We start from the raw sequence: 15301 nt of genomic DNA, 5'->3' as shown, positions 1-15301 counted from the left end.
GATCCCCAGAAGGAGAACCCGTGAGAAGAGACCCCCTCATCACCCCGCGTCCGGCGGCGGGCGCGCCCCCGCGCCCCGATGCCCGGACGCCCCTCGGCCGCCGCGCGCTCGGCGTCGCCCTGACCGGCGCGCTCGCGCTGGGCCTGGCCGGCTGCGCGGGCGGGCAGCAGCCCGGCGCCGCCGACGCGGATGCGGCGACGGACGGCGGGGCGGCCACCGCGTCCGCCTCGTCCGCCGACCTCGCGGCCCTCGCCGACGTGGAGGCCATGGACTTCGCGTACAGCAAGCGCGACGCCGACCCGTCCTACGACGACGCGGCCGCCGTCAAGGTGGACCTCGCCGCCGGCACGGTGGAGGGCGACGGCGCCGCCTTCGACCCCGCCACCGGCACGCTCACCATCGACGCCGCGGGAACCTACGTGGTGACGGGCGCCCTCGCCCAGGGCCAGGTGGTCGTCGACGCGGACAAGGACGCCGACAAGGTGCAGCTGGTGCTGGACGGCGTCGCCGTGCGCAACGAGTCGGGCCCGGCCCTCTATGTGAAGTCCGCCGACAAGGTGTTCGTCACCTTGGCCGAGGGCAGCGCCAACACCCTGTCCGACGGCGCGGCCTACGCGCTGGAGGAGGGCGAGGACGAGCCCAACGGCGTCGTCTTCAGCAAGGACGACCTCATCTTCAACGGCACGGGCGCGCTCACGGTGCAGGCGTCCTACCGCCACGGCATCGTGTCCAAGGACGACCTCGTCATCACCGGGGGTACCTACGCGGTGACCGCGGCGGAGGACGGCCTGCGCGGCCGCGACTGCGTGAAGGTGGCTGACGGCGCCCTCACGGTGGACGCCGGCGGCGACGCGGTGAAGTCCAACAACGACGAGGATGCGGCGCGCGGCTTCGTCACCATCGACGGCGGCACGCTCGACCTCACGGCCGGCGACGACGGGGTGGACGCCCACACGCTGTTCCGCGTGACGGGCGGAACCGTGACGGTCGACGCGGCGGATGACGCCTTCCACTCCGAGGTGCTCGGCCGCATCGCCGGAGGTGCCCTGACGGTGTCGGCCGGCGACGACGCCTTCCACACGGAATACGAGCTGGCCATCGACGACGGCGAGGTGGACGTGACCGCCTGCTACGAGGGCTACGAGTCCGAGAAGATCTACGTCAACGGCGGCTCCACGCGCATCGTGGCGTCCGACGACGCGGTGAACGCCTCGACCCACGAGGAGGCGTCCGACGCGGAGGCGACGGCGGGGGAGGGGGCGCCCGCGGACGCCGCCCCGGACGGCGCCGAGCCCCCGGCGCTGCCCGACGGCGCGCAGGCCCCGACTGGCGAGCCCCCGGCGCTGTCCGACGGTGCGCAGGCTCCGACTGGCGAGCCCCCGGCGCTACCCGACGGCGCGCAGGCTCCGACTGGCGAGCCCCCGGCGCTGCCGGACGGCGCGGGTACGGACGGCCAGGCGCCCGACCCCGGCGCGGGCCGGGGCGGCGAGCGTTCCGTCGACGGCGCCGAGCCCCCGGCGCTGCCCGACGGCGCGCAGGCTCCCGAGGGCAGCTTCCCGGCCGACGACGCGAGCGACCGCGGCTTCGGCGGCGGCCGGGGCGGCGCCATGGGCGGCCCCGGGGGGATGGCCGCCGCCAGCGAGGACTGCCTCATCCAGGTGAACGGCGGCTCCCTCGTCATCGTCGCCGGCGGCGACGGCATCGACAGCAACGGCTCGATCGAGGTCAACGGCGGCACCATCCTGGTCACGGGGCCCACGAGCGGTGCCGATGGCGCCCTCGACTACGAGCTGGGCGCCACCATCAACGGCGGCACCGTCCTCGCGGCCGGCTCGCTGGGCATGGCCGTCGGCTTCACGGGCGGCACCCAGCCCTCCGCCCTGGTGGCGGTCAGCGGCAGCGCGGGCGACGTCGTGGCGCTCACCGACGACGCGGGGCGGGTGCTCGCCTCGTTCACCCCCGAGGCCGCCTTCCAGTCGGTCGTGGTGTCCGCGTCCGGCCTGGCCGACGGCGCCTCGTGCCGCGTGGTGGTCGGCGGCACCGTGACGGGCGACGCGGTGAGCGGCGGCACGGCCGTCGAGGCCACGGTCGCCACCGACGGCTCGTCCAACGCCGCCGGCTTCGGCCCCAGCGCCGGGGGCAGCGGCCGGGGAGGCAGGGGCGCGGGCTCGTGGAACGCCCCGGGCGACGGCTCCTCCGATGGCGCGGACCCGGGTGCCGGGGGCAGTCGCGATCCCCGCGCTGAGCGGGGCGGCGATCGTCCGGACGGCAAGGGAGTGGTTACCGCTTAGGAACGGCGGGCCCCGGTGCCGAGGCTGGCGCCGGGCCGGATTTATGCTGAGCAACGTACTTTGATTTTTCCCTGAAAGCGGTGCATAACTGTTACGAAAATGACACCTTTGCCTTGAGATCGCCTTGCGACTGTGCTAAATTCACAGGCATCTGAGAAGAGGATCGACGCCGTTGCGGGGGCGATGGGCGTTGAAAACAGAAGACGCGCATGCACGCTGGCGCACGGTACCACAGGCAAGGTCTACCGCTTTCCTGCTTGCAGCGCATTACTCTGAAAGCAGGTTCTCATGCGTAAGAACAGTGGCAAGGACAAGAAGGCGCGCCGGAATCGCATGAAGGGCGCCACCGCGGTCGTGGTCGCCACCGCGCTCGCGGTCACTCCCATCGCGGGGCTCACCCTGGCCGACGGCGAGGCCTTCGGCGGCAAGGAGGGCGCCGCCGCCGTCATCGAGAAGGTGCAGAACGCCCGCATCGCCGGCGCTTCCGCCGTGGTGAAGTACCTCAACGGCGGATCCCTCAGCCTGGAGGAGCTCAACACCATCGACCTGGGCGCGCTGCGCAGCATCGATCCCGCTACGGCCGACAACATCGCCAGCGCCAAGGCGAAGGCCCAGGCCGCCGCGGCCGAGAAGAAGGCCCAGGAGGAGGCTGCCAAGAAGAAGGCCGCCGAGGAGGCCGCCGCCAAGGCCGAGGCCGACAAGAAGGCGCAGGAGGAGGCCGCTGCCAAGGGCGAGACGGTCGATCCTGACCCCGACAACCCGGCGCCCATCGTGGGCCCCGACTCCAAGGATCCGGATGCCGTCGATCCCACCGAGCCCGGTGAGGGCGAGGATCCGGTCGACCCCGCCGATCCGACCGACCCCGTCGATCCCGTCGACCCAACCGATCCGGCCGAGCCCGTCGATCCCTCCGAGCCCGGCGAGGGCGAGGATCCGACCGATCCCACCGACCCCGGCGACGCCGAGGATCCGAAGGATCCGGTCGACCCCGCCGATCCGTCCAAGCCCGCCGAGCCCACTGATCCGTCCAAGCCGGCCGACCCCGACGCGACCGACCCCAAGGATCCCGCGGATGACGCCAAGCCGGCCGATCCCGCCGATCCGAAGGATCCCGACGCGGCCGACCCGAGCACGCCGGCCGAGCCTGAGGCGCCCGCCGACGAGCCCGCCGCCCCGGCCGAGCCTGTGGCTCCCACCATCCCGACGCCTCCGGCGCCCGTGACCCCGGCCGACCCGCCGGCGGCCCAGAACCCGTCCTACCCGTCCTGGTCCTACAACGGCAACACGGCCTACACGCCGAAGCACTACAGCCACGACCTCACCACCGAGAAGTTCATCGCCGTCATCGGCGAGCAGGCGCGTGAGATCGGCCAGGAGCGCGACCTGTACGCGTCGGTCATGATCGCCCAGGCCATCCTCGAGTCCGCCTCCGGCAACTCGCTGCTGGCCAAGGCGCCGAACAACAACCTCTTCGGCATCAAGGGCACCTACAACGGTGAGAGCGTCCTCATGCGCACCGCCGAGGACGACGGCACCGGCCTCATCTACTTCATCCTGTCCGACTTCCGCAAGTACGACACGGTGAAGGACTCCCTCAACGACTACGCCGACCTCATGTGCGAGGGTCTCAACGGGTTCTACGCGCCGGTGTGGAAGTCCAACGCGCCTACCTTCGTAGACGCGACGGACTATCTCGAGGGCCGCTACGCCACCGACACCCAGTACTCCGAGAAGCTCCAGGACATCATCGCCACCTACGACCTGACCCGCTTCGACGAGCCGCTCGACTACGAGACCGTCTCGACCTTCGAGTTCCCCGTCATCGACGAGGAGACCGGTAAGGAGGTGCTCGACCCGATCACCGGCGAGGTAGTCATGGAGCAGCGCACCCTCGCCGACCTCGTGGCTGAGGCCACCTCGCACCTGGGCACCCCGTATCTGTGGGGCGGCGTGACGCCGGACGGCTTCGACTGCTCGGGCCTGGTGCAGTACTGCTACCGTGAGGTCCTGGGCGTCGAGATCCCCCGCACCACCTACTTCCAGTGCCTGGTGGGCGAGGACGTCGACTTCGAGGATCTGCACATGGGCGACCTGCTGTTCTTCGACCGCGCCTCCGACGGCGTGGGGCATGTGGCCATGTACCTGGGCGACGGCTACTACATCCAGGCGCCGCATACCGGCGACGTGGTGAAGGTCACCGCCATGGAAGACCAGATGCCCACCTTCGCCAAGCGCGTTATCGAGACGCGCCCGGTGACCGACCAGCTCGTCACCGACCTGGTGGAGGATCCGCTGACCCCGGCCGGCGAGCTGTTCTCGCTGGGCAAGGACAAGGGCTCCGCGAAGCTCATGTCGCAGCCCCTGCAGCGCCTGGCGCAGTTCCTCTCCTAGCCGCTGATCATCCTGGCCGCTCCTCCCCCGCGGACGCGGCATCGGGCCCCGCTTAGTTCACTCGGCGAACAGGCGGGGCCCTTTCATATCCTGGCGCGGCGATGCGCTTGCGGCCGGATGTCAGCGCGGGAGGCCGGCGTTGCGGGGGAGGGGGCTCGCGGCGGCACGCGCGGCGCGCGGAAATGCCCTCCTTTCGGCGGAAAGCCCTGCGGACTTTAGCCGGTTGGAGTAAAATGCGGTGTCATCTGGAAGAGGGTCCGAGGAAGGAAGCAGAAGATGGCTGACATCACTGAAGTGGACTACATTTGGAAGAACGGGGAGCTGGTGCCGTGGGCCGAGGCCACGACGCACGTGCTGTCCCATTCGCTGCACTACGGCTCCGGCGTGTTCGAGGGCATCCGCTGCTACAAGGATCCCGCGTCCGACAAGAGCTTCGTCTTCCGCCTGCGCGACCACATGGAGCGCCTGCACCGCAGCTGCAAGATCGCGATGATCGACCTGCCCTACTCCGTGGACGAGCTGTGCGACGCCACGGTGGAGGTCATCCGCGCGAACAATCTGCCGGCCTGCTACATCCGCCCGCTCGTGTACCGCGGCTACGGCGTCATGGGCGTCGATCCCACCGGCGCGCCGACCGACGTGGTCATCGCCGTGTGGCCGTGGGACGCCTACCTGGGCCCCGAGGCGCTCGCCAACGGCGTGTCCGTGGGCGTGTCGTCCTGGCGCCAGCGCTCCAACAACGCCATCCCGCCGGCGGTGAAGGCCACCGCGTCCTACATGAACTCCATCCTGGCCAAGCTGGAGGCCAAGCAGCACGGCTATGCTGAGGCCATCATGCTCAACGAGGCCGGCCTGGTGTGCGAGGGTACCGGCGAGAACCTGTTCATCGTGCGTGACGGCGTGCTGTCCACGCCGCCGCTGTCCGACGGCCTGCTCGAGGGCATCACCCGCGACACGGTGCTCTGCCTGGCCGAGGACCTGGAGATCCCGGCCATCGAGGAGAGCCTGACGCGTTCCGACCTCTACATCGCCGACGAGGTGTTCATGACCGGATCCGCCGCCGAGCTCACCCCCATCGGGGCGGTCGACGGCCGCGAGGTGGGCAAGCCCGGCCCGGTCACCCGCGCCCTGCAGGACCGCTTCTTCGACGTGGCCTACGGCCGGGTCGAGGAATACGCCGACTGGCTGACCGAGATCTAGCCTGTTCCGCCGTTGCTGACGCAACGACGGACGACTCGACGCTCCGAGCCCGTACGGCACCTGGCCTAGCCCCTTGCGCGCTTTCCCTCGCGTACGGAGTACGCTCAGCCGCGCGCCGGGGCTATCCCAGGCACCGTACGGGCTCTCGCTGACTTCCTTGGGCGAACAAGGCAGAAGATGCAGGAAGGAATGCATGGGATTGCGCATCTACACCTACGACAGCACGCTGCGCGACGGCGAGCAGTGCGAGGGCATCGCGCTCTCGCTCGAGGACAAGCTGCGCATCGTCGAGCGGCTCGACGCCTTCGGCATCGACTTCATCGAGGGCGGCTTCCCCGCGTCCAACCCCAAGGACATCGCGTTCTTCCGCCAGGTGAGCGCGATGCCCCTGGCCCACGCGCGGATAGCCGCCTTCGGATCGACCTGCAAGAAGGGCGTCGCCGCGGCTGACGACGCGGGGCTGGCCGACCTGCTGGCCTGCGGCGCTCCCGTGGTGACCATCGTGGGGAAGACGTGGGATGCCCAGGTCACGCGCGCGCTGCAGACCTCGCTTGACGAGAACCTGCGCATGATCGCCGACTCGGTGGCCTACCTGAAGGCCGCCGGCCGCCACGTCGTCTTCGACGCCGAGCACTTCTTCGACGGCTACAAGGCCAACTCCGCCTACGCCCTGGCGTGCCTGCGTGCCGCCTCGGAGGCCGGCGCCGACTCGCTCGACCTGTGCGAGACCAACGGCGGCGCGCTGCCCTTCGAGGTGGAGGAGGCCGTGCGCGCCGTCGCGGCCGCCCTGCCGGGCCAGGCGCTCGGCATCCACTGCCATAACGACTCCGGCTGCGCGGTGGCCAACACCCTGGCGGCCGTGCGCGCCGGCGTCACTCAGGTACAGGGCACCGTCAACGGCATCGGCGAGCGCGTGGGCAACACCGATCTGCTCACTGCCATCGCCGATCTGGAGCTGAAGATGGGCGCCCGCTGCGTGGGGCCCGAGCGCCTGCGCGACCTGACGGGCGTCGCCCAGTACGTGGCCGAGCTCTGCAACGTGTCGCTGCCGGCGCATCACCCCTACACCGGGGCGTCGGCCTTCGCCCACAAGGGCGGGCTGCACGCCAGTGCCATCGCGCGCTTCCCCGAGGCCTACGAGCACGCGCGGCCCGAGGCGGTGGGCAACCGCGCCCGCATGCTCGTGAGCGAGCTGGCGGGGAAGGCGTCGCTCGTGCAGAAGGCGGCCTCGCTCGGGTTCGACCTAGAGGGCGCCGCGGTGGACGTGCAGGCCGTGCTCGACGACATCAAGCGCCGCGAGGCGGCCGGCTACTCCTACGAGGTGGCCGACGGCTCGCTCGCGCTGCTGCTCATGCGGCATCTGGGCGACTACCGCCCCGCCTTCACGCTCGAGAGCTTCCGGGTCATCGTGGACGACCATGAGGACACCGGCGCGCTGGCCAAGGACGCCATGTCCGAGGCCACCGTGAAGATCCACGTGGGCGAGCGGCGCTTCGTGTCCACCGGCGAGGGCGCCGGCCCCGTCGGCGCGCTCGACAACGCGCTGCGCCCCACCATCATCGAGTCGTACCCCCAGGTGGCGGCCATGGATCTGGTCGACTACAAGGTGCGCCTGCTCGACGAGAGCCAGGGCACCGACGCCATCACCCGCGTGACCATCACCTCCGCCGACGCCTTTGGCACCTGGGGCACGGTGGGCGTGTCCGAGAACGTGATCGAGGCGTCGTGGAACGCGCTCGTCGATTCCATCGAGTACGGCCTCGTGCGCGCTGCCCGCCGCGCCGCCGGGCCCGCCGCGCCCGCCGGCTCGGCCGCCTGCCCGGCTGCCGCACCCGCCGCGCCTCCCGCGTCTGCTGGCGCAGCTGCCGCCCCGGCCGCCGCCGATTCCGCCCGTCCCGCTACCTCCGAGGAGTGACCTGCCATGAGCGACATTCGCACGAAGGACGTTGACGACCTGCTGAGGGTACTGGCCTCCCTCGACGACGAGGACACCGTGTTCGCCCTGCTGGAAGACCTCTTCACCATCCGCGAGATCCGCGAGACCTCCCAGCGCCTGGCCGTGGCCCGCCTGCTGGCGGCGGGGAAGTCCTACGCCGCCATCGAGGAGCTGACCGGCGCGTCGGCCACCACCATCGCGCGCGTGTCCAAGTGCCTGAGCTACGGCAGCGGCGGCTACCGCGCCGCCCTCGACGTGCTGGAAGCCGACTAGCCTGCCCGCGCCCCGCTGCGCACTCGCGCTCGCGCCGCGCCGTCCGTACCACCCGCATTCCGTCGCCGCGCCCCTCGCGTGGCGTCCCGACCGAAGGAGAACCCCATGACCGTGCTGTTCGTGAACGCCTGCCTGCGCGATGACGAGTCGCGCACCCTCGAGCTGTGCCGCGAGTACCTGGAGGGCATCGACGACGTGCAGGAGGTGAACCTGGGCCAGCTGCGCCTCGAGCCGTTCTACGCCGAGTCGGTGGCCTACCGCGCCCAGCTGGAGAAGGCTGGCGTCTTCGATGACCCGATCTTCGATCTGTCCAAGCAGTTCGCCGAGGCCGACGAGATCGTCATCGGCGCGCCCTACTGGGACCTGTCGTTCCCCGCGGCGCTCAAGGTCTACATCGAGCACGTGAGCGTGTGCGACGTCACGTTCCACTATACCGATGACGCGCGCTGCGAGGGCACCTGCCGGGCGCGCCACCTCACCTACATCACCACCTGCGGCGGCAGCGTGGCCGGCGCCAATCTGGGCTACGACTACCTCTGCGGCATTGCCCGCATGTTCGGCATCCCCGAGACGCGCTTCGCCGCCGCCGAGAACCTCGACGTGGTGGGCACCGACGTCGAAGCCCAGCTCAACGCCGCCCGTCAAACCCTCGCCCAGCTAAAGGCCACCCGCTAACCCGGCGCAGCCGGCGACCAAGCAATCAACCAAGCGGGCCCGATGTTTCACGTGAAACATCGGGCCCGCGGCCGTGTATCCCTTGCACCTCTGCCCTCCGGCTCGGCTCCCGCTCTCGGAAGCCGGCCGAGGACGTGCTTGTCCGTGGCGGCCGTCCGGCGCACTCGCGCGGCCGGCCGGTGCGGGGCGCCACCCTTCCCCTTAATCTCTTAGGCGAAATCCTCGCTGCGCAGGGGGTTCTGCATCAGGGCGAGGCGCTTGCGCAGGACGTTGGTGCGCCGCACCGCCTCCAGGAGCAGCTGGCAGCGCGTGCCGATGAGCTCGCGGTTGGTGTCGAGGAACGGCCCCACCTCGTCGCGGGTGAGCGTGAAGCGCTCGATGAACTCCGTCTCGCCCGGCTGGGCGTCGCCGTCGGGCTCGACGTAGGCGATGACCACGCGCACGTTTTCCTCGGCCATGCCGACCGACGAGTAGCCTGACTGCGGCAGCGGCATGAGCGGGTCGCGGTCGAAGTTGCGGCGCAGGCGGTAGCCGGTTTCCTCGCGCAGCTCGCGGTCGACGCAGGCCGCGAGCGTCTCGCTCGGCTCGATGAGCCCGGCGGGGAAGGCGATGACCTGGGCATTCACGGGATAGCGGAACTCGCGGATGAGCAGCAGGCTGTCGTCGGGCAGCACGGGCACGATGCAGACGGCGTCCGGCTCGGGCGCCTCGCCCGCGGCGTTGCCCAGCAGCTGCGCGCGGTAGGCGTCGATTCCCTTGCGCGAGACGCTCTCGTAGCGGTACTCCGAGCCGTCAGGCATCTCGTAGGTCAGCAGGTACTTCTTGATCCAGCCGTCGCTGACCATCTGTATGTCCCGAAATTGGGGCAGATTTGGCGATTTCCTCTGGTCGGCGCTGTTGTTTTCCATGGTGACTCCTATCGTGCGTCCTCCGCTCTGCCGATCTGCGAAAGGCGCCGTAAACGCCGAAAGGGCGGCCTGGGGGGAGCCGCCGATTCGGTTGAGTGCCGGTAAGGGGAGGCCCGGCGCTCGCAGGAGAGAAGGAGGAAAGGAAAGTGTTTTTGTTCTCTTGTCATCTGCTGATTAGCAGTATACGAGCCCCGCGCGAGGACGCCAGCCGCACGGCCGCGCAGTTACCCCTGCGTCACCTTTTCATTATTTCAGCGTCACGCATGTAACCGGGGAGTTGAAAAACGCGCGGAATCCGGTGTCATCCCGGCAAAAACAAGTACGAATGTTTCACGTGAAACATTTTGCGCCCGCCACAAGGCGCGGGGCGTGCGAGGGTGCGGCGTGGAGGGGGTGCGTGTGGGGCGCGGCACACACGGCAGGGCGCACGTTGTGGGGCGCCCTGGGCGCAGGGGCGTGCGCGCGAGTGGGTTTGGGCGTGGGGGTGGGTTTTGCTACTATGGAGCCATGAAGACGATCGGCATCATATCGGATACCCACGGGCGGCTCGACCCGCGCGCCTACGCGGCGCTGGCGGACGTGGACCATATCGTTCACGCGGGCGACATCGGCGACCCTGCCATCCTGCGCGAGCTGGAGACGCTCGCCCCGGTGACGGCCGTGCTGGGCAACAACGACTTCCCGGAATACGGCGAGACGGTGGGTCGCTTCGCGCGGCCCTCTATCGAGGGGGTACGCCTCCTCGTGGCGCACTACCCGCGCGACGTGCGCGTCACGGCGGCCGGCAGCGCCGCGCTCGCGCCGGGGGATCCGCTGCCCGACCTCTGCATCCACGGCCACACCCACGTGCCGAAGCTGGAGTGGGGGAGGGACGTGCGCCCCGCCACGCTGCTGCTGTGCCCCGGGTCGGCCTTTCGCCCGCGCGGCGGCTTCCCGCGCGCCATCGCGCGGGTGCGCGTCGATGACGGCCGCATCCTCGACGCCCGCATCGAGTCGCTGGAGGGCGAGAGCCTCCTCGAGTGGCCCCCGCCCCGCCCGTAGCCCGCTGGCTTTTCGATTGCGGCGCCGTTTTCGCGGGCTCTGTTCGTACCTTGTCCGCCACAGAATGTTTCACGTGAAACATTTGTTCTGCGCGTTCAGACGCTTTCCGCCTGGCGCTCGCGCGCCTGTCTTTCGCCAGCCTCCGCGGGTTATGCTTCTGCGTGCTCAGCCTGGCGGTTGCCCCCTGCAAAATGTTTCACGTGAAACATTTGTTCCGCGTTTTCGCACGGTTTCCGTCGCGCGCTTCCGCGCACGCCCCTCTCGCGCTCCCTCTCTTCTCCCGCTCTCTTCCCGCAGGTCGTTCTTTCGCGGCACAAAAGTTTCCCTAAGCAAACTACCGCACTCGACCTCGCCAAACAGCAAGAGAGCCGCCCCTGGGGGCGGCTCTCGGCGCGTTGCAGTTGCTCGCAGCTTCTCGCGGTTGTTCGCAGCGGCTTAGAAGACCTGGAACTTATCCTTCGGGCAGAAGCAGATGGGGCACTTCTCGAAGTCGTCGCCCTTGTGGATGTAGCCGCAGATGGGGCACAGGTAGAAGGCGCGGTCGTCCTCGGCGTCGATGTTGTTGTAGGCGTCCAGGTACAGCTCGGCGTGCACCGACTCGGCCAGCTTGGCGCGGGTGAACACCTGCACGGCCTTGGTCTCGCCCTCCTCCTGGGCCTTCACGATGAAGGACGGGTACATGTCGGAGGTCTCGTAGATCTCGCCCAGCGCGCCGGAGATGAGGTTCAGGTCGGTCTGGATGCCCTCCATCTGCGGGGCCTCGGGACGCACGTAATCCGGCTCGACGGCCTGGATGAGCGCGGCCTCCAGCCCGATGTGGATCTGCTCGGCGGCCGAGGTGGCCTCGAACTGGCGGGCGATCTGCTCGTAGCCCTGGGCACGGGCGGCCTCGGCGAAGGCGGCGTACTTGGCGGACGCGCCGGTCTCGCCCATGACGGCGGCCTTCAGGTTGTCGAGCGTGGAGCCGACCTCGGTGACGCTGTCGGGCACGATGTCGAAGTTGGTGCTGTTCGCGGGGGTGGGGATCTCAGCGCGGATCTTCATGGTCATGACGGAACTCCTTCGTTCTCCGGAAAACGCGCGGCGGCCGGGCGGCCGTCGCATCGCGTACGATCGACTATTATAGGCGCGCCCCCGCCGCCGGGGAACGCGTGCCCCGGGTGCTTTTTCCATTTGTTGACAAAACCCGCACAGAGATAGGGATAATGGTCGGCGAACGACGAGGCGGCTGCCGAGGGCGCCGCCGGGCGACGAGAGGAAGGCACCCATGGAACGAGAATCCGCCTGGAAGAAGTACGCCGAGGCCGACCGCGAGGCCGTCGAGGCCCTGGCCGCCGACTACATCGACTTCATATCCGACAACAAGACCGAGCGCGAGTGCGTGGCGGCCTCCATCGCCCTGGCCGAGGCGGCCGGCTACCGCCCGCTGGCCGAGGCCGTGGCCGAGGGCCGCGCGCTCGCGGCCGGCGACAAGGTGTGGGCCGACGCCCACGGCAAGGCGCTCATCCTGATGCAGCTGGGCGAGCAGCCGATCTCCGCCGGCATGCGGATCCTGGGCGCGCACGTCGACTCGCCGCGCCTCGACATCAAGCAGAACCCGCTCTACGAGGCGCACGACTTCGCGCTGCTCGACACCCACTACTACGGCGGCATCAAGAACTACCAGTGGACGGCGCTGCCCCTGGCGCTGCACGGCGTGGTGGCCAAGACCGACGGCACGGTGGTGGACGTGAACATCGGTGAGGACCCAGCCGATCCCGTCTTCTGCGTGACCGACCTGCTGCCGCATTTGGGGTCGCAGCAGATGGACAAGAAGGGGGCGAAGGTGGTCGAGGGCGAGGACCTCGACGTTCTCGTCGGCAACCGCCCCCTGACAGACGCCGCCCCGGCCGCTGACGCGAGCGCCCCCGTCCCCGCCGGCGCTCCCGCCACGCCCGCCAAGGAGCCCGTCAAGCAGCTCGTTCTGGGCCTGCTGGCCGACAAGTACGGCATCGCCGAGGAGGACTTCCTCTCTGCCGAGCTGGAGGTCGTGCCCGCCGGTCGCGCCCGCGACCTGGGCTTCGACCGCTCCATGATCATCGGCTACGGCCAGGACGACCGCGTCTGCGCCTACACGTCGCTCGTGGCCCAGCTGGCGCTCGCCGACGAGGTGCCGTCGAAGGCGGCCGTCACCGTGCTGGTCGACAAGGAGGAGATCGGCTCGGTCGGCGCCACGGGCATGGCGTCGCAGTTCTTCGAGAACACCGTCGCCGAGGCCATGGCGCTCGCCGGCGAGGAGGGCGCGCTGCCCCTGCGCCGCGCGCTGGCCGCCTCGTCGATGCTGTCCTCGGACGTGTCCGCCGGCTTCGACCCCGCCTACGCCAGCGTCTTCGAGGCCAAGAACGCCGCCTTCCTCGGCCGCGGCCTCGTCTTCAACAAGTACACGGGCGCCCGCGGCAAGAGCGGATCGAACGACGCGCGCGCCGAGTACATGGCCCGGGTGCGCCGCGTGATGGACGACGCCGGCGTCAGCTTCCAGACCGCCGAGCTGGGGAAGGTGGACGCGGGCGGCGGCGGGACCATCGCCTACATCCCCGCCAAGTACGGCATGGACGTCATCGACTCGGGCGTGCCGGTGCTGTCGATGCACGCGCCGTGGGAGGTCACGAGCAAGGCCGACGTGTACGAGGCACGCCGCGGCTACGAGGCCTTCCTGCGCAACGCCTAGGGGGCGCCGCTGGCTGCCGCCCACTGTCGCCTCCCGCCGCGTCGCCGCCCTCCACCGCCGCGGCGGGCGGCCGCCGCGCGGGAGGCCGGCAGATTCCGCCGTTTTTCTGATATAACGGGCGACCTGGGGTTTCGCCGACTATAATGCACTCAACCTATCGCGCCGCGCGCCCCCGACGAGCGTTTCGGCGGGTCAGAGGCCACAAGAAGGAAAGAAGGAGAGCACGCATGGCATTCTATTTCGACGAGCCGTCCCGTACGTTCAACGAGTACCTGCTGGTGCCCGGGCACACGCCCGCCGATTGCGTGCCGGCCGCGGTGAGCCTGAAGACGCCCCTGGTGAAGTACCGCAAGGGCGAGGAGGAGTGCCCGCTTTCCCTCAACATCCCCATGGTGTCCGCCATCATGGCGGCTGTCTCTGACGACCGCATGGCCGTGGCCCTGGCCACCGAGGGCGGCCTCTCGTTCATCTACGGCAACCAGTCCATCGCCGACGAGGCGGCCATGGTGGCCCGCGTCAAGGACTTCAAGGCCGGCTTCGTCACCTCCGACGCCAACCTCTCGCCCGACATGACCCTGGATGACGTGGTGCGCCTCAAGGACGAGCACGGTCACTCCACCATGCCCGTCACCGAGGATGGCACGGCCCACGGCAAGCTGCTCGGCGTGGTGACCGAGCGCGACTACCGCCTTTCCCGCATGGAGCTCACCGAGAAGGTGGCCGACTTCATGACCCCGCGCGAGAAGCTCATCGTGGCCCAGGACGGCGTGTCCCTCAAGGACGCCAACGACATCATCTGGGAGCACAAGCTCAACTCCCTGCCGGTGGTGGACGCCGACGATCGCCTGGTCAGCCTCGTGTTCCGCAAGGATTACGACTCCCACAAGTCCAATCCCAACGAGATGCTCGACGGCCATAAGCGCTACATGGTGGGCGCCGGCATCAACTCGCGCGACTACGCCGAGCGCATCCCCGCGCTCGTGGAGGCCGGCGCTGACATCCTGTGCATCGACAGCTCCGAGGGCTTCTCCGACTGGCAGAAGATGACCATCGAGTGGGTGCGCGAGCACTACGGCGACGCGGTGAAGATCGGCGCGGGCAACGTGGTGGATGCCGAGGGCTTCCGCTTCCTGGCTGACGCGGGCGCCGACTTCATCAAGATCGGCATCGGCGGCGGCTCCATCTGCATCACCCGCGAGACCAAGGGCATCGGCCGCGGCCAGGCCACAGCCACCATCGAGGTGGCGAAGGCCCGCGACGAGTACTTCCGCGAGACCGGCATCTACGTGCCCATCTGCTCCGACGGCGGCATCGTGTACGACCACCACATCTCGCTCGCCCTGGCCATGGGCGCCGACTTCGTGATGCTGGGCCGCTACTTCGCCCGCTTCGACGAGAGCCCGTCCAACAAGGTGATGGTGAACGGCACCTACATGAAGGAATACTGGGGCGAGGGAAGCGCCCGCGCCCGCAACTGGGCCCGCTACGACCTGGGCGGCAAGAAGAAGGCCCTCACCTTCGAGGAGGGCGTGGACTCCTACGTGCCCTACGCCGGCAGCCTCAAGGACAACGTGGACGTGACGCTGCTCAAGCTGAAGTCCACCATGTGCAACTGCGGCGCGCTCACCATCCCCGAGTTCCAGGACAAGGCGAAGCTGACCCTGGTCAGCGCTACGTCCATCGTGGAGGGCGGCGCCCACGACGTCCTGCTGAAGGACAAGACGCCCTACGTCTCCAACACGCGCTAGCGCAGGAGGGCGGAGCGCGCCTGACGGTGTGCCCCGCGGCACGGTCGCGCTTCCGAAGGGCCCCGGTGACGGGGCCCTTCCTGCGTCTTGGGGAGAAAACTGTGCGTTTTGCTGGTGAGAAGCCGTGAGAT

Annotated in this window: 11 protein-coding genes; 9 read left to right on the top strand and 2 right to left on the bottom strand. The window is 69.5% G+C overall.

Annotated features, from left to right (window positions below; genetic code table 11):
* Positions 1–20: 20 nt before the first annotated feature.
* From LPT13_RS00155 to LPT13_RS00130, 6 genes are all read left to right on the top strand, one after another.
* Complete coding sequence (locus LPT13_RS00155) at positions 21–2291, top strand: carbohydrate-binding domain-containing protein (RefSeq protein ID WP_242162333.1); 2271 nt, start codon at positions 21–23, stop codon at positions 2289–2291.
* Positions 2292–2579: 288 nt separating this feature from the next.
* On the top strand, positions 2580–4682 hold the full coding sequence (locus LPT13_RS00150; protein WP_242162331.1) for a glucosaminidase domain-containing protein: 2103 nt from the start codon (positions 2580–2582) through the stop codon (positions 4680–4682).
* Between the two features lie 276 nt (positions 4683–4958).
* Positions 4959–5882 carry a branched-chain amino acid transaminase gene (locus tag LPT13_RS00145; protein WP_242162329.1) on the top strand — a complete coding sequence of 308 codons (924 nt, stop codon included), beginning with the start codon at positions 4959–4961 and terminating at the stop codon, positions 5880–5882.
* A gap of 193 nt (positions 5883–6075) precedes the next feature.
* Complete coding sequence (cimA, locus tag LPT13_RS00140; RefSeq protein WP_242162328.1) at positions 6076–7797, top strand: citramalate synthase; 1722 nt, start codon at positions 6076–6078, stop codon at positions 7795–7797.
* Positions 7798–7803: 6 nt separating this feature from the next.
* Positions 7804–8091 carry a YerC/YecD family TrpR-related protein gene (locus LPT13_RS00135; RefSeq protein ID WP_242162326.1) on the top strand — a complete coding sequence of 96 codons (288 nt, stop codon included), beginning with the start codon at positions 7804–7806 and terminating at the stop codon, positions 8089–8091.
* 105 nt (positions 8092–8196) lie between these two features.
* A complete protein-coding gene (locus LPT13_RS00130; RefSeq protein WP_242162324.1) occupies positions 8197–8766 on the top strand; it encodes an NAD(P)H-dependent oxidoreductase in 570 nt (189 codons plus the stop codon).
* A 209-nt stretch (positions 8767–8975) separates the two neighbouring features.
* On the opposite strand, the gene LPT13_RS00125 is transcribed toward LPT13_RS00130, so the two are convergent.
* Complete coding sequence (locus LPT13_RS00125; RefSeq protein ID WP_242162322.1) at positions 8976–9674, bottom strand: NUDIX hydrolase; 699 nt, start codon at positions 9672–9674, stop codon at positions 8976–8978.
* A gap of 507 nt (positions 9675–10181) precedes the next feature.
* Between LPT13_RS00125 and LPT13_RS00120 the strand changes: the two genes are divergently transcribed.
* Positions 10182–10715, top strand: a complete 534-nt coding sequence (locus LPT13_RS00120; RefSeq protein ID WP_242162319.1) for a metallophosphoesterase family protein — start codon at positions 10182–10184, stop codon at positions 10713–10715.
* Between the two features lie 435 nt (positions 10716–11150).
* On the opposite strand, the gene ngr is transcribed toward LPT13_RS00120, so the two are convergent.
* Entirely contained in the window at positions 11151–11765 is a 615-nt protein-coding gene (gene ngr / locus LPT13_RS00115) for a nigerythrin (protein WP_242162317.1), read from the bottom strand.
* Positions 11766–11982: 217 nt separating this feature from the next.
* Between ngr and LPT13_RS00110 the strand changes: the two genes are divergently transcribed.
* Positions 11983–13422 (top strand): aminopeptidase, encoded by a 1440-nt coding sequence (locus LPT13_RS00110; protein WP_242162315.1) that lies wholly within the window; start codon positions 11983–11985, stop codon positions 13420–13422.
* 227 nt (positions 13423–13649) lie between these two features.
* Complete coding sequence (locus LPT13_RS00105) at positions 13650–15170, top strand: IMP dehydrogenase (RefSeq protein WP_242162314.1); 1521 nt, start codon at positions 13650–13652, stop codon at positions 15168–15170.
* Positions 15171–15301: the final 131 nt, after the last annotated feature.

It is taken from the genome of Adlercreutzia faecimuris (assembly GCF_022669055.1).
Classification (GTDB): domain Bacteria; phylum Actinomycetota; class Coriobacteriia; order Coriobacteriales; family Eggerthellaceae; genus Enterorhabdus; species Enterorhabdus faecimuris.
The sequence above is the reverse complement of the archived record's forward strand: the minus strand, read 5'-3'. Positions and strand labels throughout refer to the sequence as shown.